The sequence below is a fragment of the Synergistaceae bacterium genome (assembly GCA_017450125.1).
Lineage (GTDB): Bacteria > Synergistota > Synergistia > Synergistales > Aminobacteriaceae > JAFUXM01.
In genome coordinates this window covers 92,637-117,763 of record JAFSWZ010000010.1, presented here as the reverse complement: position 1 = coordinate 117,763, position 25,127 = coordinate 92,637, and the positions used below count along the sequence as shown (strand labels likewise).

The following is a 25,127-nucleotide window of genomic DNA, read 5'->3' as shown; positions in this document are numbered from 1 at the left end:
TGTTACAACGCTGAAGATTTTACACTGTCATTCTGTAATGTCAATAGTTACAATCTTAAATCTGGTACAATACAGAAACTTTCACACAGAGGGGGTAACTCAATGGGTATGACAATGACTCAGAAGATACTCGCGAAACACGCGGGGCTTCCTGAGGTTCACGCAGGCCAGCTCATTCAGGCTAGGTTAGACCTTGTGCTCGGCAACGACATCACAACTCCCGTAGCTATAAACGAGTTCGAGGCGGCAGGTTTCGACAGCGTATTTGACACGGGAAAAATCGTTATGGTTATGGATCACTTCGTCCCCAACAAGGACATCAAGTCAGCAACGCAGTGCAAGCAGTGCCGTATGTTCGCGCATCGTTTCGGCATTGAGCACTATTACGACGTGGGAACGATGGGCATCGAGCACGCCTTGCTTCCTGAACAGGGACTCGTAGCTCCCGGCGAAGCGGTTATCGGCGCGGACTCGCACACGTGCACTTACGGAGCGTTAGGGGCATTCTCGACGGGGGTCGGCTCGACGGACATGGGCGCGGCAATGAAGGCGGGTAGTACGTGGTTCAAAGTCCCGGCGGCAATCAGAGTGAACGTTACCGGCCACAAGAAGCCCTACGTCTCAGGGAAGGACGTAATCCTGACGCTCATCGGCAGAATCGGCGTTGATGGTGCACTCTATAAGTCGCTGGAGTTTTCGGGCGAGGGCTTGAGCGAGCTGACGATGGCAGACCGTCTCACAATCTCGAACATGGCGATAGAGGCCGGCGGCAAAAATGGCATCTTCCCCGTCGACGACATCACGCGCGATTTCCTGAAGGGACGCGTGAATCGTGAATGGACTGCGTACTACCCTGACCCTGATGCAGAGTATGAATCCGTCGTTGAGCTCAACCTTGACGAGATAGACTGCACCGTCGCTTACCCTCACCTTCCCGAAAACGCACACCCCGCGCGCGAGGGGAAGGACATTGCAATTGATCAGATAGTTATCGGCTCGTGCACAAACGGCAAGATTGAGGACATGGAGGCCGCCGCGAATGTTCTTAGGGGCAAGCACTTGGCCGCAGGGGTCAGGGGAATAGTGATTCCTGCGACGATGGCGATTTACCGCGAATGCATGAAGAGGGGTTACACGGACATCTTCCTTGACGCAGGATGCGTTGTGAGCACTCCGACGTGCGGGCCGTGTCTCGGCGGGTACATGGGCATTCTCGCGGAAGGTGAACGCTGCGTTTCTACGACCAACCGCAACTTTGTCGGCAGGATGGGGCACACAAAGAGCGAGGTCTATCTTGCGTCCCCTGCTGTTGCCGCCGCGTCGGGAATCACCGGGCACATCTCTCACCCAGAGGAGGTAATGTAGAATGTCAACTGCACACAAATACGGCGACCACGTAGATACTGACGTAATTATCCCTGCGCGCTACCTCAACAGCCAGAACGAGAAAGAGTTAGCCTCGCACTGCATGGAGGACATCGACAAGGATTTCACGAAGAAGGCGAAGGCTGGAGATATTATCGTCGCGGGCTTGAACTTCGGGTGCGGGTCATCGAGGGAACATGCTCCTGTGGCCATCAAGGCATCGGGGATTTCCTGCGTAATCGCGAAGAGTTTTGCGCGAATCTTCTACCGCAACGCAATCAACATAGGGCTTGCGATTCTGGAGTGCCCTGAAGCGGCGGAGGACATTGCGGACGGCGACAGTGTGAGCGTGAATTTCGACACAGGAATAATCACGAACGAGACGAAGCACAAGACCTACAAGGCTGAGCCGTTCCCGGAGTTCATCAAGCAGATGATAGAGGACGGCGGACTGATGGCATCCCTCAAGAAGGCCAAGAACTAGCACACAACAAAAACTCCCCCGAAGGTTTCTTCAGGGGAGCTGCTCTCTCAAGAAATTCTCCTCGTCCTGCCATTGTCCCAGCAGGGGAAGATAAGTACAGTACCAAGCCTTTGCATGAAGGTTTCTTCCGCCGGAGTCTGGGCGGCAGTCGTGGCAGCAGTACCTGAACTCACATTCACTGCACTCGTGGATTCTGTCCTTGTTCAGTGAAAGTATGTCCTCATTGATTATGTCGGGAAGGTGTGAGCCGCGCAGGTTTCCGTGAGAGATTCGGCGTTCCATGACGCAGGGGTAGACGGTCAAATCTGCGGCAAAGTATAATCTCCGCGAGAAGCAGTTATGCCCGCTTAAGCATCTTTGCACGAAGCCTTTGCTGAGGCGGCGGCGGAAGCTCCTCTTCGTGATTAATCGTTTGCGCGCCAGCTCCATCGTAAGCAGAGAGGCGGAAGCACGGCCTGTGAGGCGCACAACATCTTTCTTGGGGTTCAGCGTGTAAAGGTCAGTGTTCTTGTCGCCGAGAGCAACACCCTTCATCAGGACATTCTTGACTGCGTAAGGTATGCCGTTCTCGCGCAATCTCCGTATGGTTTCGTTCGTCCTTGCCCATGAGCCGGGCAGACGTGTAACTTTGTCGTGTTCGTCAGGGCTGTACGAGTACAGGGAGAGGGCAACTCTGATTCCGTGTGCCTTGAGGTAAGTGATGAGGCTGTCGGTCATCAGCGTGCCGTTCGTGAAAATCTCCACGTAGTCGAACTTCCCGGCCAAGTAGTCAAGATAGCGCGTAAGATTGTCGCCGAGAGTGAGGGGTTCTCCGCCGATGAGCTGTACCTTCCTGACCCCGAAAGCAACAAGCTCGTCGATGACGTGGCAGAAGTCCTCGTAAGGCATGACTTTTCCGCATGAGCTTTCTGCTTCGTTGTAGCAGTGCAGGCACTTCAGGTTGCAGAAGGTCGTAACCTCTATCCACACGAAATCTATAACGGGCTTCCCGCAAAGTTCGCTGATGTCGTGCGGCTCAGTGAATTTGTCGGTGAGCAGTCCCAGGGACGTTAGGCTGTTGAGATAAGCGCGTTCTTCGCTGGTGAGTTCTGCATCTTGGCCGAGAACCCTGCGCAGTAGATTCTTGCCCGCCGTACTGACATGAACAAGCCTTCCATGATTGAAGTCATAGAAGGCCGCGTTTACTTTTCCGTCAACAAGGTAGACGTTGTGCTCCAGATAGTACACTACCACCTGTCAGGCCTGCAAAAGTAATCGGGGTTGCAGTCGTCAGGCTCGCACCATTCTATGCGGGTGTATTCGTCATCGTTCGTGAGAATTTCGTGGCTCAACACGATTATTCCTCCTTACTCTTCGAACGGGCAACAGTCAAAGCCGTCCTCAGTGGGCGAGCAGTCCGGCATACAGTCAGAGTCATAATCCGGGCCGCAAGGGTCAGGGTTGCAGTCGGCAGACATACTTCCGTAATTCGAGAACTCTTCGTAACTCAGCATAGTTATCACTTAATTCCTTTCGTCAAAAATTTTGTTGATGATGCTTTCCGATTTTCTGTGAGCCGCGATAGTGCGCACATACTCCCTGCCGCAATCCTCAGCCACAGCATCCGCAATCACCTTCATAATAAGTATAAAAAAAAACGCAACTGTCATCAGCTATTCTGCGTATATAGCTCTGTGCTAATATTACGTCGTACACAAAGTTTCTGCTTCACAAGGAGGAATATCCATGAAGAATGTAGCAGTAATTCCCGGCGACGGCATCGGCCCGGAAGTCATCGGCGCAACCCTCGCTGTCCTCGAGAAAGCCGCCCCCAAAGCCTTCGACTTCCGCGAGGTCGCAATGGGCGGCAACGCAATCGACAAATACGGCGAACCTCTGCCCGCCGAGAGCCTCAAAATCTGCCAGGACGCGGACGCAACGTTGCTCGGAGCAGTCGGAGGCCCTAAGTGGGACAACCAGCCCCCAGAGAACAGGCCAGAGCGCGGACTTCTCGGCGTGCGCAAAGGCCTTAAGGTCTTCGCCAATATCCGTCCGGCCAAGATTTTCGCTCCTCTTGCTTCGGCGTGCCCGCTGAGGAAGGACATTGCGGACAAGGGAATAGACTTCGTCATCATTCGCGAGCTCACCGGCGGAATATACTTCGGCAAGCACGAGGCCTTCACCACGCCCGACGGTGAACGTGCCGCGCGCGACGTGATGGAGTACACTGAGCACGAGGTCAGGAGGATTGCTCACGTTGCGTTCAAGGCGGCAATGGGCAGGCGCAAGATAGTAACCTCAATCGACAAGGCCAACATCCTCACAACGTCGCGTTTCTGGAGGGAGATTGTTGAGGACGTTGCGAAGGAGTACCCTGAAGTCTCGCTGAATCATCTCTATGTCGACAATGCATCGATGCAGTTAATCCGCGTTCCCAGCGAATTTGACGTTATCGTTACGGAAAACACGTTCGGAGATATTCTGTCGGACGAAGCGAGCCAGATCGTCGGCTCAATCGGAATGATACCGAGCGCGTCTCTGGGTGATAACAATCGCGGGCTGTACGAGCCTATTCACGGTTCAGCACCTGACATTGCGGGACAGGACAAGGCGAATCCCATCGGGACGATTCTTGCGGGGGCAATGATGCTGCGCTACAGCTTCGGGATGAACGCTGAGGCTGACAGGATAGAACGTGCTGTTGACGCTGTGCTGAACGACGGCCTGAGGACGGGAGACATCTACACAGGAGCTGAGAAGCTGATAACCGGATCGCAGATGAGGGACGCGATTATCACGAAGCTGTAAGACAAACTTACGGGAGGCCGTGAACGTTTGGGGGCTTCCCGTTTTTGTGCTATAATCTCTCACCAGACGGAAACGTGGCCGAGCGGTCGAAGGCGGGCGCTTGGAGAGCGTCTTAGGAGTGATCCTACTAGAGTTCGAATCTCTACGTTTCCGCCATTCTTTTACCATCCCGCCGAATTACTTCCAGCAGTCATACACAAACGCAGGCGGAACGTTGAACATCACAAACCGTGTCTTCATGTGCGCAAACTTCTTCTTCAGGACATGCTTCATTATCGAGGAGTACTGGTACGCCACAAAATGTCCCTCCGGCTTCAAGCTCTTCACGACTGCGTTAAGAATCCTCACCGTCATTTTCGGCGGAAGCACCGTGAAAGGCAGGCTCGAGATCACGAAGTCCAGCGCGGTGATGCCGTTCTCGTTCATGTACCTGTAGAGCTCCTGAGCATCGCTGTGCAGCGTCAGTCCCTCATGTTCAGGGTGCTCGTCGCGAATCATCTTCTGCAGTGCCGGGTCAATCTCGAACACAAGAATCTTCGCGTCTTTGCGTGCACGCTTCACTATCTCGCGCGTGAAGACTCCTGTCCCCGCCCCGAGCTCGGCTATGTATCTGGCGTTCTCCCAGTCAACACGGTCAAGCATTGCCTTCGTCAGGAAGCGTGAACTCGGCGCAACACTGCCTATTCTTCTGGGTGAACTCGCAAAACGTTTCAGGAAGGTCATACTCTCCTTGATGTGCAATTGTGATTCTCCTCCGTGAACAAAATTTAGTGTTATCATTTAGCAATTCATACATAATTATACAGGGAGAGAGTGTTTATGAAGAGGCTTGTTGTGCTGACTGGTGCAGGGATAAGTGCAGAGAGCGGGTTTAAGACGTTCCGTGATTCCGGCGGACTGTGGGAGAGTTACAGCGTCGAGGACGTTGCGAGCATTCAGGGCTGGTACAGGAATCCCCAGCTGATGACGGACTTCTACAACGACATGCGGGCCCAGCTCGAGAAAGCTCAGCCCAACGCCGGACACAGGATACTTGCGGAACTTGAGGAACACTTTGACGTGCAGATAATCACCCAGAACATCGACAACCTTCACGAGAAAGCCGGAAGCCATCACGTCCTTCACCTTCACGGCGAACTGACCAAAGCCCGCCCCGTGAACAACGACAGCAAGATCATCGACATCGGCTACCGCGCAATGAAGTACGGCGAGCGCGACGAGGACGGAGACCTTCTGCGGCCGCACATCGTGTGGTTCGGCGAAGCTGTACCCGAAATCATGAACGCGGCAAAGCTCGTCAGGAGTGCGGACATCTTTGCGGTAGTGGGCTCGTCGCTTGTGGTGTATCCGGCGGCTGGCTTGGTCAATGAGCTTCGGGGAGGGACGAAGAATTACCTGATTGACCCGGCAGACGTTGACGTGCCCGAGTGGCTGAACTTCAGGGTCATCAAGGAAGTCGCCTCTAAGGGAGTCGCGGTAATGAGGGATGAACTGTTGAAGGAGGTATAAGCAAATGGCATTCAAGCGATGGCAGAACGTCCCGGAAGTTCAGGACGAAGTCAGCAAGTTAGACAGCAATGCGCGGAGATACTTCTCTCTGCTCGCTTCAGGCAAAACCGACGACAAGATTCAGGCACAAAAGTTGTGGGGCATAATGTCCAGCTCCTACTGGGACATACTTTTTACGCTGGTTGACGCACAGACTAAGGCAATGCCCGCACAGCTGGCCTTTGACGCGGAAGAGAGGCTGTTCATCAATACAGGCTACGTTCACCGCGTGTTGTCCCTGAGCAGGAGCTTTGACCCTAAAGCCTTCCTCACCGCGAAGTGCCCTGCAGGAATCTTCCCTGTGATGGCATTCTCGGACTACATAGCCGAAACTTGGGCGGCAATCACCGGCAACCCAGCACCTGAACCCTCAATCGGCATGTCCCAGAGCACACGCTCAGCACAGCTCGCCGAAGCCCTGACCTCCGCGCAGGCAGAACGCGACAAGGAGTTAGCCGGCATCGTTGCGACGTACGGCCTCAAGCTCAACGCAGACCAGACATCGCGCGCGCTGAATGACAACCTAATTCCGTACATGAAGGTGAACATGAGAGTTCCCGAGTACCGCGAGGGAGATGAAGCCTTCCGACAGAACTTGGCCAAGCTCCGCAAAGCGTTTCTCGACGCGGAAAATGCTATGCTGATGGAGATTAATTCCGCCCGCAAGAAGGAGGCTGACCCGTTGCCTGCACCGAGAGCCGAGAGATTCCTTCAGCTCCACGAAACCACGAAGACCCTCGCGCGTGAAGTCCTCTATTCGCAGATTGACGCGGCCAAGATTGCCCGGCGCATGAAGAAAATCACCGACGAATGCGCAGGAATGTCCGCCAACATGAAGCGCAGCCAGCTTCGTGAAATCCTCGTGAAGAAACGCGACTACCTCACTGTTCCGGGCAAAAATGCACGGGCTGATACTTCTCTTCTCTGCCTGCCGGACGCGATGCCCCTCGATTACGCTGCGAACTACGCGATTCTTGAGGACATGTGCAGAATGGACATCGCGATGTTCAACGTCCCGCGCGTCAGAATGTACGGCATTCCGCGAGCAATTTTCGTGCCGGGTCAGGGACTGGGGGCTTACGACTGGCAGGATAACTCTCTGCTTCTGCCCGCGTTCCCGATAGGCGGAGAAGATAAGTCAGTGAGCTATGCACTTGCCGCGTACAGGTGGGACAGCGACGAGGACAGGAAGGTCAAAGCCCCGTACGAGCAGATTAAGGAGAACAGGAAGAAGGCGACGCTGGCTCTGGCAAGTTCATTCTACAAGGATTATTCGCTGTGGATGACGAAGGAGAAGAAGGGCTACAGGATACTTCCCGCCGAGACACATAAAGTGTTCGTGCAGATTTTCGCACAGAAAGCCGACGACTGATGCCCATAAACATACCCGGAGACCTTCCGGCAGCGGGAGTCCTTGAGCGCGAAAACATCTTCGTGATGACACGCAGGCGTGCGCAGTCGCAGGACATCCGGCCTCTGCGCATCCTTATCCTTAACCTCATGCCCACAAAGATAACTACGGAGACGCAGTTAGCCCGCCTTTTGGGCAACACTCCGCTTCAGGTTGAGATTGAGCTCATAGCCGCCAGCGGACGCGCGCACAAGAACACTCCCGCCGAACACATGCTGGCATTCTACAGGAACTTTGACGCGGTGAAGCACGAGTACTTTGACGGAATGATAATCACCGGCGCGCCCGTCGAACACATGGCCTTCGAGGAAGTGGATTACTGGCGGGAACTGTGCGAGATTATGGAGTGGAGCAAGTCCCACGTTCACAGCACGTTCCACATCTGCTGGGGAGCTCAGGCCGGGCTGTACTATCATTACGGCATCCCGAAAATTCATCTGCACAGCAAGCTGTTCGGGGTGTTTCACCACAGGGTTACGCACAAGGGCTCGATACTTTTCAGGGGCTCGGATGATGTCTTCATGGTTCCGCACTCACGCCACACGACGATAATGCGGAGCGACATCAAGAGAGTACCTGCGCTGAAGATTCTCTCTGAGAGCGAGGAAGCAGGAGTCTACGCGGTCTCCACCAACGAGGGGCGGCAACTCTTCATCACCGGGCATTCGGAGTACGACCCCGAGACTCTTGCGCTGGAATACTGGCGGGACAAACGCGCAGGACTTGCGATTCACGTGCCGTATAATTATTTCCCGAACGACGACGACACAAAACCGCCGGTCTGCACGTGGCGGTCGAGTGCGAACCTGCTTTATTCCAACTGGCTCAACTATTTTGTGTATCAGCAGACACCTTACGATGCGCGGAATATTACAGACCTTACAACAAATTAGGAGCGTGTGTATACGTGAAAAATCTCAGCATCAAAGCAATGCTTATTATGCTTTCCCTTGTTCCGCTCATTCTTTCTGTCTCAATCATTGCCGTCGTAACTTCAAGAATAGTTGTCAGCAGTCTCAAGGAGAGCACGAAGGAAGAACTCCGCGTAGCCGCCAGAGCACTCAAAGAGTATTACGAGTACGACATAGTCAACGAGAATGACCTGGTCGACGGGTTCATACGCTACGACACATCCTACATCGACTCAATGAGGACGACGGGGGTTGACCTTACGCTCTTCAAGGGCAACATACGCTTCATGACGACCATCAAGGACGCGGCGGGCAAACGCATCGAGGGCACTCCCGCTTCTGACGCGGTGTGGCGGGTAGTCAGCACGGGCAAGGATTACTACTCCGACCAAGTGAAGATAAACGGCCTCGACTATCACGTGTGCTACATGCCGATTCAGTACGCGGGAAGGATCTACGGCATGGCATTCTCCGGCAAACCTGCAACGACAATCCAGGAAGCCGAACGCAGCATCTACAAGATTATTCTGACGATAAGCGGACTGCTTCTGCTTGTGTTCGGGGCAATCACGATGGTTATTGCCAGCAACGTCGCTCATCCATTGATGGAAGTGGCAGACAGGATAGAGAACCTCCTCAACATCAACCTTGAAGTTAAGCAGACGACGACGAGCAGCATACGCGAGACCTCCCAGCTCATCACCGCCGCAGATAAGCTCAGCGCGGTACTGACTGAAGTTGTGGGGAAGATTCAGGACTCCGCGCACTCGCTGACTGACACCGTGCTGTCCACCGCCGACATGGCGCACAAGTCTTCGTTCGCGTCGACGCAGATTGCCGAGTCGATGCAGGCTCTGGCACAGACGACCGTGTCGATGGCAGGAAACGTCCGCGACATCAACGAGAACGTCAGCAGTATGGGCACGGTCATAGAACAGGCGGTGCAGAACGTCGAGAACCTCAGCAAGGGAGCAGGCGAGATGACTGAGGCCAACAATGCTGCTCTTGAGTACATAGAGAGTGCGGCCAAGTCCTCAGTAAAATCTTCAGCGGCAATAGACCTCATCACCGAAAAGATTAACGCCACAAATGAAGCCATCGCGAAGATAGGCGCGAAGGTCAGAATGATAACGGACATTGCGACGCAGACAAACCTTCTTTCCCTCAACGCCGGAATAGAAGCAGCACGTGCAGGTGAGGCCGGAAAGGGTTTCGGTGTTGTTGCGGCGGAGATAAAGAAGCTGGCTGAGGACTCCAACGAGTCGGCGGAACAGATTAACGGTATTGTTGACGAGATTCGCGAACTGTCCGGCGAATGCGTCGAACAGGCGGCGAAAGTCAGGGAGCTCATCACGGAAGAAGGCGAGCTGCTTTCCACAACGCGGGAGAAGTTCATGGCACTGGCTGAGGAGATAAAGGATTCGGTGAAGGAAATATCGTCTGTTTCGGACATTACGGCGCGGCTCGAGAGCATCAAGGACACGATACTTTCTGCGGTGAGCGATCTGGCGGCGATCTCTGAGGAGACTTCTGCGACGAACGAGCAGGTTGCGGCATCAATCGAGTCCATCGCCGATAACGTCAAGACTGTTTCCGACGACACGGACACGATGAGCGGGCTTGCAGAAAACCTCAACGAAGCAATCTCCTACTTCCACTAGTTTATGATAGATGAGGGGCTAGGGAGCAGCTAACCCTCTGCCCCCTTATCTTCTTTCTCTTTGTCTACCATCGCCTGAATCTCGTCGTGGTTGATGACTTCCTTCTCCTGCAGTACTCCCGCAACTTCATGAAGCAGCTTCTCGTGTTCACGGAGGATGCTTTGTGCCTGTTCCTGCGCCTCAAGGACAAGACGGCGTATCTCCGCGTCAATCTTCTCTGAGGTGTCGTCGCCCACGTCGTTGCGGACTCCTGATTCGCCGTGAAGGTACATCATCGACGGAGCAGCGTACCTCACCGGCCCGAGCTCTGCGGACATACCGAACTCAATGACCATACGCCGTGCAGTCTCTGTCGCGCGCTCAAGGTCGTTAGACGCACCTGTCGAGGCCTCAGAGAACACCAGCAGTTCAGCCGCACGTCCGCCGAGCATCACTGCCATACGCGAACGCAATTCCGTTTCCCCGACAAGGTAATGATCCTCGTTCGGCCTCTGCATCGTGTAGCCCAGTGCTCCCTTCGTCGTCGGAATTATGCTCACCTTGTGCACCGGGTCAGTTCCCGGCAGGTAACAGGCAACGAGCGCATGTCCAGTCTCGTGGTAAGCTACCTTCTTGCGGACTTCGGGCGTGAGGGGAGTTTTCCTCTGCAGTCCCGCGACAACGCGTTCTATTGCGAGGTCAAAATCATTCATGCTGACCTTGTCGGCTTTTCTGCGCGCGGCCAGGAGTGATGCTTCATTGGCGATGTTCGCGAGGTCTGCTCCAGAGAAGCCCGGCGTAACCTTAGCGATGGCCTTCAAGTCTATCTCCGGCGCAAGAGGGAGATTCTTCGTGTGTATCTTGAGTATCTCCTCTCTGCCTTCCTCTGTCGGAAGCACTACCTGAATCTGTCGGTCAAACCTTCCCGGCCTCAGCAACGCCTGATCCAGAATCTCCGGCCTGTTGGTTGCTCCCATTATCACAACGCCGTTATTCTGCTCGAAGCCGTCCATCTCAGCGAGTAACTGGTTCAGCGTGGCTTCCTGCTCGCTGTTGCTGTTGAAGTTCCGCATCCTCGACTGCCCTATCGCGTCAATCTCGTCCACAAAGATTATGCACGGTGCTTTGCGCTTGGCCTGGTCAAAGAGGTCGCGCACTCTTGCCGCTCCGACACCGACGAACATTTCAACGAAGCTCGAGCCGGTGATGAAGAAGAAGGGTACTCCTGCTTCACCCGCACATGCCTTAGCGAGCAGTGTTTTTCCTGTTCCGGGAGGGCCGACAAGGAGTACGCCTCTTGGGAGTTTCGCGCCGAACCTGTCAAAACGTTTCGGGTCTTTCAGGAAGTCAATTATCTCGCGCAACTCTACTTCTGCTTCACCTGCACCGCCGATGTCGCTGAAGTGTACGCCGCTCATCTCTCCCTGAAGTTCTTTTGCCCTGCTCTTGCCGAACGAGAAGATTCCTCCGCCGCCTCCGCCTCCGTGCATGTTCCTGAAGATGAAGTACCAGATAATCACGAGCGGAAGCATTGGCAGGAGAATCCCCATCAGCATATCAAGCAGGCTGTCCCGCTGTGCAATCCCTCCGAACGTAATATCTCCGCTCGCAAGCCTCTCTATCAGGAACGGGTCTGTTACACGTACTACGCTCTTGACGGCTGAGGGCTTCTTTGCGCGCGTTCCGAGTATTTTTCCGTCAACTATCGGTCGCTTGTCGGGGCTTAAGGCTGATTCCTTGAGCGTGTAGGTTATGCGCGAGTCCGTGATGTCGACGTTCTCGATGTCTCTGCTCGTCAAATCCGCAAGAAACTCGCTGTAGGGAACTTCGCTCTTGCTTTCCGTCCACGGCTTATAGATGTATTCCGCGAACATCCAAGCCACCAGCAATGCGCCGAGAAAATACCATACCGAAAATTTTTGTCCTCTGTTCATGTCAAATAGGTTTTATCCCCCTAAGATTCTACAGCCTTGCGCTCCTCATTATTGCCCGTCCTGCTCCGTTACGGCGGGCCTTGTCCCTTGCCGCAGAAAACTTCTCCGCAATCTCCTCACGTTCGGAAGGAGTTACCGGCATTGCGTCAAGAAACTTGTTGAGCTTCTCCTCTATCTCGTCAATCTCCCTCGTCGTCGGCGGAACTGTACGGCCTATGTTCTGGAGGCTCATTGCGGCAATGTCAGCCACGAGTATGGCCAAGTCGTGAAGGTCGCTGTCATCCTGAGCGTCGTTCGAGGCTGGCTTGTCGGGGCTGTACCTTGTCGCGAAGTTCAGCAGACCGACAGCACCCGCAAGGCACGCAGCACCTTCTGCAGTTTTCCGCGTGTAGAACATGTATGCCGCGAAGATTGCTCCGATTATCCCGGCGCAGAAGAACACCCACCGTGAAAGCCTGTCGATGCTCATGATGTGATTACCCGCCTGAGCTCTTCGCACGCCGAATCAAGGTCATCATTCACGATTACGCGGTCATACTCGCCTTTGAGGCCGAGCTCCTTGACTGCGTTAGTCAGACGCGTACGCAATGCCTCTTCCGTCTCGGTGTGCCTGCTCCGCAGACGGCGTTCAAGCTCCTCAACAGAAGGCACGTCAACGAACACCAGCACTGCTTCAGGAATCTTCTCCCTCACCTGCAGTGCTCCCTGTACGTCGATTTCAAGCAGTACGTTCTTTCCGGCTTCGAGCTCGCGCATAACGTCAGCCTTCAGCGTCCCGTACATGTCATCATGAACGTGTGCGTACTCGAGGAACAGCCCCTGATTCACCCACTCCGTGAACGTTTCGTGCGTGATGAACCTGTACTCCACTCCGTCAGTCTCGCCGGGTCTTGGCCGCCGCGTCGTGCAGGAGATTGAGTACACGAGATTAGCGATGTCCTTCAGGGCTTTCTCGCGGAGAGTGCCTTTGCCCGCACCGCTCGGCCCGGAAAGCACAAACAGTTTCCCTCTCACTCGATGTTCTGGATTTGTTCCCGCATTCTCTCTATGCATGATTTCGCCTCGACTACTCCCCACCTGAACTGTGCATCGTTGACCTTGCTGCCCATTGTGTTTATCTCGCGGTTCATCTCCTGAATCAAGAAGTCCAGCCTTTTCCCCGACGGTTCGGTAAGCTCCATAACCTGCCGGAACTTCTCCGTGTGTGCCTCGAGCCTCACGAGTTCTTCCGACACATCCCACCTGTCCGACATCAGCGAAACTTCCTGCGCTATCCGTGCCTCGTCAATCTCTAGGCTGTAATGTTCCATGACGTTTTCGATGCGTGTGCGGAGGGACTCTATAGCTTCCGTGCTGGCATCCTTCCAGCGTTCGTTGAGTGCCTCGATTATCTTCAGCAGAAGGTCAAGGTCTGCGGCTACTTTCGCTTTGAGCTTCTGGCCTTCGGCTTCCTTAGTGTCCTGCAGGGACTTCACAGCATCCATCACCACAAGGTCCCACACTTCCGGCCTCGAACGTGCTTCCTGTTCCGCAAGGTTGCTGTGGTCGTCGTACACTCCCGGAATCAGCAGAAAGCTCGTTATGTCAGTAGGCTGTTCCATGTGGTTGCGCTTGGCTATCTTGCGCACCTGATTGAAGAGGTTGATTAGCCCTTCCTCGTCGAGAACTGGGATATGTGCTCCGGGATTCCATGTTATTTCGGCGGACAGCTTGACCTTGCCGCGAGAGATTGAGCCGCGCAGAAGGTTGATGATTCTGTTTTCGAGGGATGATAGCTCTCTTGGAAGACGTGCTGAAAAGTCCTGAAACTTATGGTTGACTGAGGTAATCTCCACTAATACAGTGCCCCACGAAAATTCACGGGACGCACTGCCGAAACCTGTCATGCTCAAGAACATTCTTCACTTAACCTCCGCTTCAAGCTGCTTCATTGCATCATTGAGGCTGTCCATGATGATTTTGCGGCCGTCCCTGCTCTTGTAGACCTCGTCGCTGAACCTCAGAGGCTCGCCGAAAGTTATGCGCAGTTTCGTGGGCTTGATGAACACCGCTCCGGGAGGCATCGACTTGAACGAACCGTGAATGAACGCAGGAAGTATCGGCGCGTGTTCGTGTGCCGCGATTAATGCCACTCCGGCTTCAAGCGGCTGTAATTTCCCGTCGAGAGTCCTCCCGCCTTCAGGGAATATCAGCACGTCGCTTCCTTCCTGATAAAGCTTCATGAAACCCTTTAACGCTCCGGCGGCACTGGCATTGCTTTGCCTCGAGACAGGCACAGCACCGAGAGCGCGGATTATTGCGCTGAAAATACGGTTCGTGAAAAGCTCCTCCTTCGCGAAGTACCTTAAACGTCTCGGGAAAAAACACCCGACTATTACGGGGTCAAGGTTGCTCGCGTGGTTGCAGGCTACGATGAAACGTTCATTATCGGGAAGCCTGAACTTCCACTTTGCGGAGCATCTGTTCCAGATTATAAGTAATGCCTTGAGGAAATTGCGAACGATTGCGTAAAAGATTTTGTTCTGTCCAGTCTTCATGATTGTATTTCTGCCTTAACTTGCTTGATGATAAATTCTGCGGCTTCCTGCTCCGTCATGTCCGATGTGTCGAGGTATATAGCTCCTTCCGGCACTGTCAGAGGTGCGGTCTCACGGCTGGAGTCGTTCTTGTCGCGCTCGATTATCGCCGAAAGTATCTCGCCGTAGTCTGCGGGTCTGCCCTTGCTGATGCGTTCGAGGTATCTGCGTCTTGCGCGGGCTTCGGGGCTTGCTGTGATGAAGAACTTTACCCGTGCTTTCGGGAAAACCACGCTCCCGACATCACGGCCTTCCGCGACTATTGAGCCGTGCTTCTCCTGCTCCTGCTGAAGCCCCAGCAGTGCTTCTCTCACCGCAGGTACAGCCGAATACACAGAGGCAAGTTCGTCGACTTCCGGCGTGCGTATCTCTCCGCTAACGTCAAAGTCATTCACGAGAACCCTGCCGTCCTTGAGCTCAACGCGGATTTCACTCAATGCTTCGCGCAAGAACTCTTCATTGTCGGGACTGACTTCGGACTTGGCCAGAAGGAGGGCTATTGCGCGATAAATTGCGCCGGTGTCGAGGTAGTTGATGCCCAGCTCGCGCGCAACATCCTTAGCGACGGAGCTTTTGCCTGCACCTGCAGGACCGTCTATCGTGATTACGTACGGCAATTTCTACAGCCCCGACATGTCGCCCATATCCGCAGCAACGTTTCCGGCGAAATCAATCATCTCTGAGAGCAGAACGTCAAAGTTCTTGATGCCCAGCCTCTCGATCGGTTCGGGGAACATGTACGACTGCAGGCCGTCAGCTCCTAACCCTATACCCAGCATCAGGCATATCGTGTTTGCGACGGTTACAACGTCAAGCAGAGGCTGGTACTGCTTCTTGTCTTCGGGGAGTTCGTTGGGTTTGTGGTGGTAGGCTACTGCGAGACGGTACGCTTCCGGCATGTCCCACTTGCCTATGAGCACTTCGCCTATCTCTGCGTGGTCGAAACCCAGCACCTGGCATTCCGCTTCAGTGAAGGGCATATGCTTTTCCTCAACCATCTTCACGATGATTCCGTACCCGAAACGCACATAGTCATTCAGTATGACCTTGCCGATGTCGTGAAGCAAACCTCCTACGTACGCATCCTCAGAGCTAACAGCACCAGTTACCTGCGCAAGATGCCGTGAAGTGTACGCAACCATCAGCGAATGCCTCCAGAGTTCGCCCCTGTCGAGCGCGTAGCCGGAAAGCCCCTTGTCCATCGCTGAATACACCGTCGCCGCAAGAATGATGTTGCTGACGCTCTTATAGCCCAGAAGCGCGATTGCCTCCGAAATGTTGGAGATGTTGCGGGTCATTCCGTAGGCCGCCGAATTTGCCAGCTTCAGGATGCGCAGAACCAGCCCTTCATCTCGTGAAAGGCTTTGCGCCACGTCCGCAGCATTGCTTTCGGGGTCATTAAGTTTTCTCATCGTCTCCATAACGAACTGCGGGAATGATTTTATGTCCTTCATCTTGCTGATTATTCTGGTCTTGATCAGTTCGCGGGATTTCTCATCTATCTCACTCACGGACTATGCCCCCTTCTGTGAAAAAGTTGCTTGTGGATTAGATTTTTCCGCCGTCAAATATTTTAGAGTACAGGCCGGAAAAAGACAAATTCACGTACTCTCCGGCTTTCAGGCTCTCTAACACCATCCCTCCTATGCGCCTCCGTATCAGCCTCTCTACCCTGAAACCTGCCTCGCGTGCCATCAGCCTGACTTCGCGCTTCAGTCCCTCGACGATCACCACACTCACCCACTGTCCTGCGGGTTCGCGGTCAATCACCTTAATGGTTATCGGCTTCACGCGGTGTCCTCCCTCAAGCTCGAAGCCTTTCCGCCAGCGCGCTAACTGTTTGGCGTTGATGGGGATGTTGAGGAGTGCTTCATACTCCTTGCGGATCTCGTTCGAGGGGTGAAGGATGCTCTGTGTGAACTCGCCGTCATTCGTGAGGATCAAGAGGCCTTCGCTCTCACGGTCAAGACGGCCGACCGGGTACAGCCTTCCCTTGTGTTCGGGGATGAGGTCAACGACGACAGGGTCATACTTGTCGCTGACTGCGCACACGTAACCTGCGGGTTTGTTGATGACGTAATAGACGTGCTCGCTGAGGGTGAGAGGTTTGCGGTCAAGGGTAACCGTGTCGTTCTCCGGGTCAACCTGAAAGAACGGCGCGAGAACTATTTTGCCGTTGACGTGTATTCTGCCCTCGAGGATGAGGGTTTCTGCCTTGCGCCTCGAGGCAGCTCCGCACGACGCGACGAACGCATTAAGCCTCATTGACTCTCTTAGGGTTCACAAGCAGCCCCATCGCAGGATAAACTTCGCTCATCGTCTCGCGCGCAACACGTCCCGCACGTTCCGCACCGTCAGCAAGAATCTCGTCGAGCAGAGAAGTCTTGCCCTCGTACTTGGCCCGGCGTTCACGGACAGGAGTCATCATCTCCTGAATGTGCGCGTTCAGCCTCTTCTTGCAGTCAATGCACCCTATGCCCGCAGTCCTGCAGCCCTCGCAGAGTTCGGCCTTCTCCGATTCGTCTGGGTTGAAGACTTTGTGCAGATCCCACACAGGACATTTCTCCGGGTCGCCGGGGTCAGTGCGCCGCATTCTTGCCGGGTCAGTCATCATTGTGCGGAGCTTCTGCCACATAGAGTCCGCGCTCTCCGAAATCTCCAGCGCGTTGCCGTAGGATTTGCTCATCTTGCGTCCGTCGATGCCGGGAACTTTCGGGAAAGCCGTAAACATCGGCTGAGGTTCAACAAGCAGATTCTCGCCGAAGAAGTTGTTGAAGCGTCTCACAAGTTCACGGGAAATCTCAAGGTGCGCGCTCTGATCCTCACCTACCGGCACAAGCGATGCCTTGTACAGCAGAATATCTGCCGCCATCAGCACGGGGTAACCGAGAAAACCATACGTGCCCAAATCCTTATTGGCGATGTTCTGGAGCTGTTCCTTGTACGTGGGATTTCTGTAGAGCCAGCCCAGTGGCGTAATCATTCCCAGTGCTAGGGCTAATTCCGCGTGCTGGGGAATATGCGACTGAACGAACAGCGGGGATTTCTCGGGGTCTAGTCCTACCGCAAGCCAGTCCAGAAGCGCAGTGTATGTGTATTCGGCAGTGTTCGCGCTGTCCTCGTAGTTGGAGGTCAGGGCGTGCCAGTCTGCGATGCCGTAAAAGCAGTCGTACTTGTCGTCGTTCTGCAGGCGGACGAAATTGCTCAGTGCTCCGGCCATGTGGCCAAGATGAAGCGGCCCCGTCGGTCTCATAAGGCTCAATACTCGTAATTTCATTATGATAAATCTCCTATATTCTCAGCGGTAAAGGCAGTGCCTTAACGTCAACAATGACTGTCTCTGTTCCGCACTGCGATAACTTTTCGGCAAGGGCAGGAAGCGATGCCCTCTCCATTTCGCCATGACATGCCAGCGCAACAGAAAGCCCCTCGTTCACAGCGTCAGAGATGTCGTGATACTTCATGTCTGCAGTAAGGTATATGTCTGCTCCCCTGCTCTTGGCCTCGCGCCAGAACTCCGCACCTGCTCCTCCGCACAGTGCGACGCGCGAAATCCTAGCGGGCTGTCCGTACAAGTCGAGGTGAGACAGTCCCCACGAAACTTTGACGTGTTCAGCAAACGCAGGACGGTACATCGGCACGGAAAGTTTCCCGACAACACCAAAGCTGTCCATCGGCTCGGTGTCTTTCAGGCCGAGCAGTGAAGCTAATGTGTCGTTCACTCCTCCGGCGGCTTTGTCCCAGTTCGTGTGAAGCGCAATGATATTCACGTTCCGGCGTATTGCCTCGATTATCGTTCTGCCCTGCTCCGTGTCGTCCGTTACCCTCCTTGCGGGACGGAATATCAGCGGGTGATGGCACACCAAGACGTTGCACCCTTCATCTGCAGACGCTATTACTGCCTCGCGGACTGCGTCAAGAGCTACAGCAATCTTCCTGACCTCCGCAGCGTAACTTCCCACGAGAAGGCCGGGATTGTCCCACTCCTCAGCAAGCGAAAGGGGCGCAAAACTGTCTGCGTGTTCAAGGAGTTCACGTACATTCATGATAATCTGCGCTCCGGGAAGTATGACTTGACGTTTGCGAGGAATGCATCAACCATTGAGGGCGTGTGAATGAACGCAGGGTCTGAGAGGTCAAGCTCTATGTAGTTCAGATCATCGGAAAGCTCGGACTTCATGAAATCCAGAAACGGCATGTATGCATCATAGAGGGACTTCCAGTATTCAGCACCGGCATCTATCTCGTCCTGCCTGCCTCGTGAGTGTATGCGCCTCATTATCTCGTCGAACCCGCATTTCACCAGCACCAGAAGTCTCGGCTTCTTCACGTAACGCAAGAGTGAGTCATAAAGCGTCAAGTAGCACCCCAGCTGGCTGTCCTTGAATGTTCCCTGCCTGTAGTACAGCATCGCGTAGACCTTGTCGCCGAATATGCTTCTGTCTAGTATGTAGTTCTCCTCCTCGCTCGCGCACATGTACTGCGCAAAACGTGTTACGAGGAAGTTGAGCTGCATCGGGAATGCCCAGCGGTTGTCGTGGTGGAAGCGGCTCAGAAGATCCAGCGGGTCTCTGAACTCTTCGGGCATTATCTTGAAGCCTAAGCGTTCGGAGAGCAGATTAACGATTGTGGATTTGCCGCTTGCGGTCATGCCTTCAACGATGATTTGTATCTGACCCAAATTATTAGCTCCTTTGAGAATGATTGTGTGTGAGAATTATGCGATTATACCAGATAACAAAATCTCCCTCCCGTTTTGTCCGAGAGGGAGAAACCTAATTGCTCTTCTCCAGCTTCATGCAGTATCCCGTAACTGTGAGCACGTACTCATCTGCGTCGAAGTCCGAGACGTTCGGCGGAGCGTTCGAGATTCTTGCGGGCGAACACGAACCGTCCTTGTAGAAGTAGATTATTCGCGGGTTGAACCTCCATCCGTCGTCTTTCGGAACATTCCTGAGCTTTATCTTCTGCCACTCGAGAACCGGCGGCTTGTTCTTGTCCGTCCCGAGAAACGCACTCAGGCTGTCCGCAGGCTCTTCCTTCTTGAGCAGTGCCTCAACAACGATCTCTCCGCGACGGCGCGGGTTGTCGTCGTTCACCGAGAGCCTCAGCGACGTTCCGCCCAGTGCACGGTCTCCTGCCTCCTCGAACATCCTCTGAAGTTCTGCTGAGGGCGGCTCGAACTGTGCTGACATTTGCGGTATTGCCACTGAAGCCATCATGCCGATTATCAGCAGGACTATCAGTATCTCGAGAAGCGTGAAGCCGCTTCGTGCCCTAGTCATAGTTCGTGATGTCCGCGTTGACTCCTTCTCCGCCTTCTTCGCCGTCAGGTCCGTAGCTCGTGATGGTTATGCGGCCGTTGTTGTTGCGGTACACGTAGGGGTTGCCCCACGAGTCCTCAGGAACTTTCTTCATGTAGCCGCCTTCTGCGTACTTTCTCGGGACTGGTGTTGTGCTCGGAGCATTAACAAGTGCATCAAGCCCCTGCTGTGTCGAGGGGTAGAACCCGTTGTCGAGGTGGTACTTCTCGAGTGCCTGCTCAATCTGGCTTATCTGGGTACGTGTTGCGGTACGCTGTGCCTCCGAGACGTTGGAGCTGATGTTGGGCACTACCAGAGCCGAAAGCAGTCCCAGTATGACCACGACCACCATGATTTCGATGAGGGTGAATCCCTTGCGCTTCACAAATACCTTCTTCTTGTCCTTCATTGTTCTGCCTCCTTGTGTTTATCTTACTATTCCGGCTAAGTTGAACACCGGCGTTAGTATCGCCAGTACTATGAACCCTACGCTGAAACCAAGTGCCAGTACCATTATCGGCTCCATCAGCGTAGAAAGTTTTTCCATGCGGGACTGTGCTATCTCGCGCGACTGCATTGACACATTCGTCAACGCTCCGGCCAAGTCTCCGCCCATCTCTCCGACGCGCACAACTGCGACGTTCTCTTCAGGAAGGCCTATCTTCTCGAGGGCTCTGTCGAACCTGTGCCCTGCCTTCACCATCTCCGCCGCGTCAATCCATCTCTGCTGCTGAACGTCCATCGACGAAGCCATCCGCAGTGCCTGCACGAGCGGTATTCCTGAGTTCAGCAAGGTGCTGAGGTGAGACATCACGAGCGCGAGGTTCAGCTGTTCCGTTATACCCTTCATGAACGGCATCTGTATGCTCCTGCCCGTCCTCTTCATCCACGCAAAGAAGATCAGAATCGCCAGCAGAAGATACAGCCCCCAGTTGCTGAGGAAGTTCGACGCGCCTATGAGGATTCGTGTCGGCAAGGGCAAGGTCTGGTGCATGTCCTCGAAGAGCTCAGAGATTTTCGGGACAACGTACGTCAGCATGAATGCCACAACCCCAACTCCCACGACCGCCATAACGATGGGGTACGTCATTGCTCCGTGTATCTTGCGCCGCAGGTCGTCCTCCAGCTTGAACTCATCAGCCGCCTCGTTGAGCACTGATATTAACGTCCCTGACTGCTCGCCGGATTCTGCGACACGCCACAAGCTCTCACGGAATGCCCCGCTCTCCGACAATGCCGTGTGGAACTTCCGGCCTCCCTCAACTTCCGCAAGGAGCTTCTCCATTACCGGCTTCATTATCTTGTCGTGAGTTTGCTTCGACATTATGCGGAGGCTGTCAGCCAGCGGAAGCCCGGACTTCAGGTACGACGACAACGAGCGGCAGAAGAAGATGTGCTGTTCCAGAGGAAGGAGCTTTATCTTGACCTTGCCGCCCTTCTTCTCTTCCGCGAGCTTCACGTCAACGACAACTATTCCGCGTTCGGTCAGACGGTCAACAGCCTGAATTGACGACGGAGCTTCAACCGTGCCTTTCGTGCTCTTGCCCTTAGCGTCGTAGCCGGTGTACGAGAAATACGGCATCCCTTAATCCTCCCCTGCCACGCGTGCAAGTTCGTCAGGAGAAGTGAGGCCGGACTGCACAGCCGACAAGCCTATCTCCCACAACGTCTTGAAGCCTGACTTCCGCGCAATCTCACGGAGTTTGCTTGCCGGTGCTCCGCCAACGAACGCTTCCTGAATCTCCTCGTTGATGACAAACTGCTCATAGAGACCCACACGGCCTTTATACCCCGTATTGTGGCACTCACTGCATCCTACGGGCTCGAAGGCGCGGGTAAGTCCCTGCTTGGCCATCATTGACGGAGGAGTTATCTCGCGGCGGCATTTCGGGCACAAACGGCGTGCCAGCCTCTGGGCAACCGTTCCTATCATGCAGGATGCGGCCAAGTACGGCTCTATTCCCATGTCGACGAGACGGATTATCGCGCTTATGCTGTCGTTCGTGTGAAGAGTCGAAAGCACGAGGTGTCCCGTCAGCGAGGCCTGAACTCCGATGTGTGCAGTCTCGAAGTCGCGCATCTCTCCGATCATCACTATATCAGGGTCTTGACGCAGGATTGAGCGCAACGCCGCCGCAAAGGTTACCCCTGCTTTCTCGTTCACCTGAATCTGCGACACTCCGGGCAACGCATATTCTACCGGGTCTTCTACCGTGATGATGTTCACGTCTGGTGAAGCAAGCTCCTGAAGGATTGCGTAAAGGCTCGTCGACTTTCCTGAACCTGTAGGGCCGGTGAACAGTATCATTCCGTGCGGGTGATGAATAAGCTCGTTCATGATTCCGCGCTCGCGTTCCTCCATGCCCAAGTCAGCAAGCGTGAGAAGCCCGCCTCCCTTGTCCAGAAGGCGCATCGCTATACGTTCGCCGTACTGTGTGGGAACGAGGCCGACGCGCACGTCAACTGCTCTGTCCCCGAGCGTAATGCCGATTCTGCCGTCCTGCGGTGCCATGTGTTCGGCGATGTCCATTCGCGACATAACCTTTATGCGGCTCGTTAAGGGTGCTTGGTTCGAACGCGGAAGCCTCAGCCTGTCCTGCAGAACTCCGTCTATCCTGAAACGTATCAGCACCTCGTCTTCATACGGCTCTACGTGAATATCCGTCGCCCTCTGCTTCAGAGCATCAACGAACAGTCCGTTCACCAGACGTATTACGGGAACGTCAACGCTGTCGCTGAGGATGTCTTCACGCGTGAGGTCGTCGATGTCGTCAATGCCCTCGATGTTCTTGGCCGCCTCGTCCGCCGCAACGCTTCTGAGGTCGTAGAGCGTGTGAATCAGGTCTCCGATCTCCTTCTCGTCCCGTAGCTCGAGGTCTATCGGGTAACCCAGCGCAACTCCGAGCATCTGGGCTTTCCCCCACGCCTCGTAGTCCACTGCTCCGACGATTAACATTCCGTCCTCAACACGCAGGGGAACTATCCTCGACTGCCTCAGAATGTCCAGTCCGAAGCCCTCAGGCAAGAGCGCGCTGACTTCTTTTGCGTCGGGCAGGGGCTGTAATGTACTTGTCTGTTCCTCCGGCATTACTTCCTCCTAAGGCTCTTCTGGTACAGCTCCCTGAACCTCACGTCAATGTCCGCCTCGACAGGACTCACATCCACGCTCAGCAGATCACTACGCGCGTAGGCCGGCATCAAGTCCGACATGTTCAGTTCCTTCACGTCGGGCGACACGAAACGGTTCGTGAAGCCAGAGGCACGCATAGTAGCTCCGCGCATTTCTTCTGGGCTCTCGATTATCTGCGGGGTCAGGAAGATAACGAAGTCTACCTTCTGCTTCTCCTTGCTTATCTTCTGGAACAGCCCTCCGATTAACGGGATGTACGCGAGGCCGGGAACTTTGCGCTTCATTGAGGTTTCCGTCTCCTTGATCATGCCGCCGAGTATTACCGTCTCGCCGTCGCCCACAACAACCGATGTGGTTACCTCGCGCTTCGAGGTTATCGGCGTGGGAACTCCGGCAGGAGTCATAACATCTTCCGTCGTCTGCTTGATGTCCAACGTTACGAGGTTGCCGCTCCTGATGTGAGGCGTTACCGTGAGGGTGAGACCCGTGTCCTTGTAGTCGTAGTTGCTCTGGACTGCCGAAGGGTTGCTCAGGTCGGAAGTAGCTCCCTTGAGCACGGGAATAACCTGGCCTACCTTGAAGCTGCTCTCCTTGTTGTCGGTGCACATGAGGCGCGGAACTGAGAGGACGTTCACCGCGTTGTAGCGTTTCAGCAGGTCTATCGTCGCGTACATCAACGCCATCGGTTTCGTAACCGTAGTCTGATATGCGTTGCCGTGAATGTCGTACTCTATGCGCTGTTCCTTCGTCATGTCGTTGAACCACGTAACGAACGTAGAGGGCACGGAACTTTCTCCGAGAGACATATTGCCGCCCAGCAGAAGGTCATCCCACATCTGGCCGCCTATCATGTTCCAGTCGATGCCGTTGTTCTCGAGGTTAGACACGTTGATTTCTGCGATGAAGCCGCGCAACAGTATCTGCTTGGGCTGAACGTCAATCGTGTCGAGAATCGGTTTCAGCGCGTCAAACTGCCTCTGCGTCGCCGCGAATATCAGGCTGTTCGTTGCGGTGTCCGGGACAACTGTTGCGGGAAAACGTGCCGCGTCCGGGCCGAGCATCGTTGTTGTTGTGGCGAGCACCCTGCCGACCTGTTCCGCCGCAGCTGTCGCGTCGATGTTCTTCAGCTTGTAGATGTGGAAGTCGCCTATCTTGCTGTCCACATCAAGATCACGGATTATCGCGGTGGCCTTGTCTATCGCACTCCGCGAACCCACGACGATTACCTTTTTGCTCGGAGCATCAGCTATCGCCGTAAGTCCCTGCAGAGGCCCTTGAGCTCCGGCGACTGCATTGAGCTGGCCTGCCACTACAGCGGGGTCTGCGTACTTTATCTCGTACGTCCGGCTTAAACGCGCGCTTGAAGGCGTGTCCATCTTGCGGATCAAGTCAACTCCCTTGCGGACATCCGTTGCCCGTCCCTGAAGGAGAATGTCCTTGCCGTTGCCGACGGGAAGCACTATCAGCGCAGAACCAAATGACTGCTGAATCGCTGGAACTATGCTCTCCAGCGTTATGTAGTCCAGCGGCACAATGTACGTTACCGTCTCTTCCCCGAAGTTCGGACCGGTACGGCCGCGATTAACGTTCGGCGAAGGGCTGAAGCCTCCCTGACGTACAACAGAATAAGCTCCCATGTTCTGCAGGGAGAGATTGTACATCTGAAGCGTCGACAGCATTATCTCGCGGCTCTCTGGTATCGTTACGGGATGCGGTGAAACTATCGTTATCTTGCTGTTGATGTTGGGAGGGACTATGATGTTCTCGTTCAGTATCTCCGACATGAACCGCATGAACCTCACGAGATCCATGTCCTTGAAGTTGAACTGTACCATTCCGCTCTGCCGGTAAGCCTTTGCCATGTCCATCAATGCTTTTTCTTCTTCTGCTGTCATCTCGGTCTGCTCCGGCGGGGGAGATGCCCCTTGTGCCCCGGACAGAAAACTTAAGCACAGCATTATTGCCATTACACAGGTCTTGAAGTACAAGATTTCCGTTCCCCCTAATACTTTACATCTTGCGTGCAACTATAATACTA

26 protein-coding genes and 1 tRNA gene are annotated in these 25,127 nt (G+C 54.5%); 8 read left to right on the top strand and 19 right to left on the bottom strand.

What is annotated here, in order from left to right:
- The first annotated feature begins 102 nt into the window (after positions 1 to 102).
- Both leuC and leuD read left to right on the top strand, forming a co-directional pair.
- On the top strand, positions 103 to 1,365 hold the full coding sequence (gene leuC, locus IJT02_01435) for a 3-isopropylmalate dehydratase large subunit (protein ID MBQ7543586.1): 1,263 nt from the start codon (positions 103 to 105) through the stop codon (positions 1,363 to 1,365).
- Between the two features lies 1 nt (position 1,366).
- On the top strand, positions 1,367 to 1,849 hold the full coding sequence (gene leuD / locus IJT02_01430; protein MBQ7543585.1) for a 3-isopropylmalate dehydratase small subunit: 483 nt from the start codon (positions 1,367 to 1,369) through the stop codon (positions 1,847 to 1,849).
- Positions 1,850 to 1,879: 30 nt separating this feature from the next.
- Here leuD and IJT02_01425 read toward each other — a convergent pair whose 3' ends face one another.
- Entirely contained in the window at positions 1,880 to 3,082 is a 1,203-nt protein-coding gene (locus IJT02_01425) for a radical SAM protein (protein MBQ7543584.1), read from the bottom strand.
- 113 nt (positions 3,083 to 3,195) lie between these two features.
- Entirely contained in the window at positions 3,196 to 3,342 is a 147-nt protein-coding gene (locus IJT02_01420; protein ID MBQ7543583.1) for a hypothetical protein, read from the bottom strand.
- A 232-nt stretch (positions 3,343 to 3,574) separates the two neighbouring features.
- Between IJT02_01420 and leuB the strand changes: the two genes are divergently transcribed.
- Together leuB and IJT02_01410 are read left to right on the top strand one after the other, a co-directional pair.
- Positions 3,575 to 4,636, top strand: a complete 1,062-nt coding sequence (gene leuB, locus IJT02_01415; GenBank protein MBQ7543582.1) for a 3-isopropylmalate dehydrogenase — start codon at positions 3,575 to 3,577, stop codon at positions 4,634 to 4,636.
- Positions 4,637 to 4,704: 68 nt separating this feature from the next.
- A tRNA-Ser gene (locus IJT02_01410) sits at positions 4,705 to 4,792 on the top strand.
- 21 nt (positions 4,793 to 4,813) lie between these two features.
- Here the strand turns inward: IJT02_01410 and IJT02_01405 are convergent.
- Complete coding sequence (locus IJT02_01405; protein MBQ7543581.1) at positions 4,814 to 5,416, bottom strand: methyltransferase domain-containing protein; 603 nt, start codon at positions 5,414 to 5,416, stop codon at positions 4,814 to 4,816.
- A 39-nt stretch (positions 5,417 to 5,455) separates the two neighbouring features.
- Between IJT02_01405 and IJT02_01400 the strand changes: the two genes are divergently transcribed.
- Genes IJT02_01400 through IJT02_01385 form a run of 4 tightly spaced genes read left to right on the top strand, consistent with a single transcriptional unit; the run spans position 5,456 to position 10,167 of the window.
- Positions 5,456 to 6,145 carry an NAD-dependent deacylase gene (locus IJT02_01400; GenBank protein ID MBQ7543580.1) on the top strand — a complete coding sequence of 230 codons (690 nt, stop codon included), beginning with the start codon at positions 5,456 to 5,458 and terminating at the stop codon, positions 6,143 to 6,145.
- Positions 6,146 to 6,149: 4 nt separating this feature from the next.
- Positions 6,150 to 7,556 (top strand): hypothetical protein, encoded by a 1,407-nt coding sequence (locus IJT02_01395; protein MBQ7543579.1) that lies wholly within the window; start codon positions 6,150 to 6,152, stop codon positions 7,554 to 7,556.
- Positions 7,556 to 8,488, top strand: a complete 933-nt coding sequence (metA, locus tag IJT02_01390; protein MBQ7543578.1) for a homoserine O-succinyltransferase — start codon at positions 7,556 to 7,558, stop codon at positions 8,486 to 8,488. The genes IJT02_01395 and metA overlap by 1 nt, the downstream gene beginning before the upstream one ends.
- Before the next feature lie 14 nt (positions 8,489 to 8,502).
- On the top strand, positions 8,503 to 10,167 hold the full coding sequence (locus tag IJT02_01385; GenBank protein ID MBQ7543577.1) for a cache domain-containing protein: 1,665 nt from the start codon (positions 8,503 to 8,505) through the stop codon (positions 10,165 to 10,167).
- A 29-nt stretch (positions 10,168 to 10,196) separates the two neighbouring features.
- Here IJT02_01385 and ftsH read toward each other — a convergent pair whose 3' ends face one another.
- The 16 genes from ftsH to IJT02_01305 form a co-directional block, all read right to left on the bottom strand.
- On the bottom strand, positions 10,197 to 12,080 hold the full coding sequence (gene ftsH, locus IJT02_01380) for an ATP-dependent zinc metalloprotease FtsH (GenBank protein ID MBQ7543576.1): 1,884 nt from the start codon (positions 12,078 to 12,080) through the stop codon (positions 10,197 to 10,199).
- Positions 12,081 to 12,108: 28 nt separating this feature from the next.
- On the bottom strand, positions 12,109 to 12,549 hold the full coding sequence (locus tag IJT02_01375) for a hypothetical protein (GenBank protein MBQ7543575.1): 441 nt from the start codon (positions 12,547 to 12,549) through the stop codon (positions 12,109 to 12,111).
- Positions 12,546 to 13,133, bottom strand: coding sequence for a guanylate kinase (gene gmk, locus IJT02_01370; GenBank protein ID MBQ7543574.1), 588 nt, complete (start codon positions 13,131 to 13,133; stop codon positions 12,546 to 12,548). Before gmk ends, IJT02_01375 begins: the two co-directional genes overlap by 4 nt.
- Entirely contained in the window at positions 13,091 to 13,978 is an 888-nt protein-coding gene (locus tag IJT02_01365; protein ID MBQ7543573.1) for a YicC family protein, read from the bottom strand. Before IJT02_01365 ends, gmk begins: the two co-directional genes overlap by 43 nt.
- A 3-nt stretch (positions 13,979 to 13,981) precedes the next feature.
- Positions 13,982 to 14,617 (bottom strand): 1-acyl-sn-glycerol-3-phosphate acyltransferase, encoded by a 636-nt coding sequence (locus tag IJT02_01360; protein ID MBQ7543572.1) that lies wholly within the window; start codon positions 14,615 to 14,617, stop codon positions 13,982 to 13,984.
- Entirely contained in the window at positions 14,614 to 15,273 is a 660-nt protein-coding gene (locus tag IJT02_01355) for a (d)CMP kinase (GenBank protein MBQ7543571.1), read from the bottom strand. Before IJT02_01355 ends, IJT02_01360 begins: the two co-directional genes overlap by 4 nt.
- Before the next feature lie 3 nt (positions 15,274 to 15,276).
- Positions 15,277 to 16,167: an HDOD domain-containing protein gene (locus IJT02_01350; GenBank protein ID MBQ7543570.1), complete on the bottom strand. Its 891-nt coding sequence runs from the start codon at positions 16,165 to 16,167 to the stop codon at positions 15,277 to 15,279.
- 37 nt (positions 16,168 to 16,204) lie between these two features.
- Positions 16,205 to 16,921, bottom strand: a complete 717-nt coding sequence (locus tag IJT02_01345; protein ID MBQ7543569.1) for an rRNA pseudouridine synthase — start codon at positions 16,919 to 16,921, stop codon at positions 16,205 to 16,207.
- Positions 16,911 to 17,933 carry a tryptophan--tRNA ligase gene (gene trpS / locus IJT02_01340; protein MBQ7543568.1) on the bottom strand — a complete coding sequence of 341 codons (1,023 nt, stop codon included), beginning with the start codon at positions 17,931 to 17,933 and terminating at the stop codon, positions 16,911 to 16,913. The genes IJT02_01345 and trpS overlap by 11 nt, the downstream gene beginning before the upstream one ends.
- A 13-nt stretch (positions 17,934 to 17,946) precedes the next feature.
- Positions 17,947 to 18,702, bottom strand: coding sequence for a Nif3-like dinuclear metal center hexameric protein (locus IJT02_01335; GenBank protein MBQ7543567.1), 756 nt, complete (start codon positions 18,700 to 18,702; stop codon positions 17,947 to 17,949).
- A complete protein-coding gene (locus IJT02_01330) occupies positions 18,699 to 19,337 on the bottom strand; it encodes a deoxynucleoside kinase (GenBank protein ID MBQ7543566.1) in 639 nt (212 codons plus the stop codon). Before IJT02_01330 ends, IJT02_01335 begins: the two co-directional genes overlap by 4 nt.
- A 94-nt stretch (positions 19,338 to 19,431) precedes the next feature.
- A complete protein-coding gene (locus IJT02_01325) occupies positions 19,432 to 19,941 on the bottom strand; it encodes a prepilin-type N-terminal cleavage/methylation domain-containing protein (GenBank protein MBQ7543565.1) in 510 nt (169 codons plus the stop codon).
- The gene (gene gspG, locus IJT02_01320; GenBank protein ID MBQ7543564.1) at positions 19,934 to 20,368 is read right to left on the bottom strand and encodes a type II secretion system major pseudopilin GspG; all 435 of its coding nucleotides are present in this window, start codon (positions 20,366 to 20,368) and stop codon (positions 19,934 to 19,936) included. Before gspG ends, IJT02_01325 begins: the two co-directional genes overlap by 8 nt.
- A gap of 18 nt (positions 20,369 to 20,386) precedes the next feature.
- Positions 20,387 to 21,541, bottom strand: a complete 1,155-nt coding sequence (locus IJT02_01315; protein MBQ7543563.1) for a type II secretion system F family protein — start codon at positions 21,539 to 21,541, stop codon at positions 20,387 to 20,389.
- 3 nt (positions 21,542 to 21,544) lie between these two features.
- Positions 21,545 to 23,047, bottom strand: coding sequence for a type II/IV secretion system protein (locus tag IJT02_01310; GenBank protein MBQ7543562.1), 1,503 nt, complete (start codon positions 23,045 to 23,047; stop codon positions 21,545 to 21,547).
- Positions 23,047 to 25,077 carry a type II secretion system protein GspD gene (locus IJT02_01305; protein MBQ7543561.1) on the bottom strand — a complete coding sequence of 677 codons (2,031 nt, stop codon included), beginning with the start codon at positions 25,075 to 25,077 and terminating at the stop codon, positions 23,047 to 23,049. Before IJT02_01305 ends, IJT02_01310 begins: the two co-directional genes overlap by 1 nt.
- Positions 25,078 to 25,127: the final 50 nt, after the last annotated feature.

What these genes read in the sequence shown, in the direction of transcription:
- gmk (MBQ7543574.1), bottom strand. Translation starts at nt 13,133, where the DNA reads ATGCATAGAGAGAATGCGGGAACAAATCCAGAACATCGAGTGAGAGGG.
- IJT02_01400 (MBQ7543580.1), top strand. Translation starts at nt 5,456, where the DNA reads ATGAAGAGGCTTGTTGTGCTGACTGGTGCAGGGATAAGTGCAGAGAGC.
- gspG (MBQ7543564.1), bottom strand. Translation starts at nt 20,368, where the DNA reads ATGAAGGACAAGAAGAAGGTATTTGTGAAGCGCAAGGGATTCACCCTC.
- metA (MBQ7543578.1), top strand. Translation starts at nt 7,556, where the DNA reads ATGCCCATAAACATACCCGGAGACCTTCCGGCAGCGGGAGTCCTTGAG.
- leuB (MBQ7543582.1), top strand. Translation starts at nt 3,575, where the DNA reads ATGAAGAATGTAGCAGTAATTCCCGGCGACGGCATCGGCCCGGAAGTC.
- IJT02_01365 (MBQ7543573.1), bottom strand. Translation starts at nt 13,978, where the DNA reads ATGTTCTTGAGCATGACAGGTTTCGGCAGTGCGTCCCGTGAATTTTCG.
- trpS (MBQ7543568.1), bottom strand. Translation starts at nt 17,933, where the DNA reads ATGAAATTACGAGTATTGAGCCTTATGAGACCGACGGGGCCGCTTCAT.
- IJT02_01310 (MBQ7543562.1), bottom strand. Translation starts at nt 23,047, where the DNA reads ATGCCGGAGGAACAGACAAGTACATTACAGCCCCTGCCCGACGCAAAA.
- IJT02_01335 (MBQ7543567.1), bottom strand. Translation starts at nt 18,702, where the DNA reads ATGAATGTACGTGAACTCCTTGAACACGCAGACAGTTTTGCGCCCCTT.
- IJT02_01325 (MBQ7543565.1), bottom strand. Translation starts at nt 19,941, where the DNA reads ATGACTAGGGCACGAAGCGGCTTCACGCTTCTCGAGATACTGATAGTC.
- leuC (MBQ7543586.1), top strand. Translation starts at nt 103, where the DNA reads ATGGGTATGACAATGACTCAGAAGATACTCGCGAAACACGCGGGGCTT.
- leuD (MBQ7543585.1), top strand. Translation starts at nt 1,367, where the DNA reads ATGTCAACTGCACACAAATACGGCGACCACGTAGATACTGACGTAATT.
- IJT02_01315 (MBQ7543563.1), bottom strand. Translation starts at nt 21,541, where the DNA reads ATGCCGTATTTCTCGTACACCGGCTACGACGCTAAGGGCAAGAGCACG.
- ftsH (MBQ7543576.1), bottom strand. Translation starts at nt 12,080, where the DNA reads ATGAACAGAGGACAAAAATTTTCGGTATGGTATTTTCTCGGCGCATTG.
- IJT02_01345 (MBQ7543569.1), bottom strand. Translation starts at nt 16,921, where the DNA reads ATGAGGCTTAATGCGTTCGTCGCGTCGTGCGGAGCTGCCTCGAGGCGC.
- IJT02_01420 (MBQ7543583.1), bottom strand. Translation starts at nt 3,342, where the DNA reads ATGCTGAGTTACGAAGAGTTCTCGAATTACGGAAGTATGTCTGCCGAC.
- IJT02_01405 (MBQ7543581.1), bottom strand. Translation starts at nt 5,416, where the DNA reads ATGATAACACTAAATTTTGTTCACGGAGGAGAATCACAATTGCACATC.
- IJT02_01375 (MBQ7543575.1), bottom strand. Translation starts at nt 12,549, where the DNA reads ATGAGCATCGACAGGCTTTCACGGTGGGTGTTCTTCTGCGCCGGGATA.
- IJT02_01360 (MBQ7543572.1), bottom strand. Translation starts at nt 14,617, where the DNA reads ATGAAGACTGGACAGAACAAAATCTTTTACGCAATCGTTCGCAATTTC.
- IJT02_01395 (MBQ7543579.1), top strand. Translation starts at nt 6,150, where the DNA reads ATGGCATTCAAGCGATGGCAGAACGTCCCGGAAGTTCAGGACGAAGTC.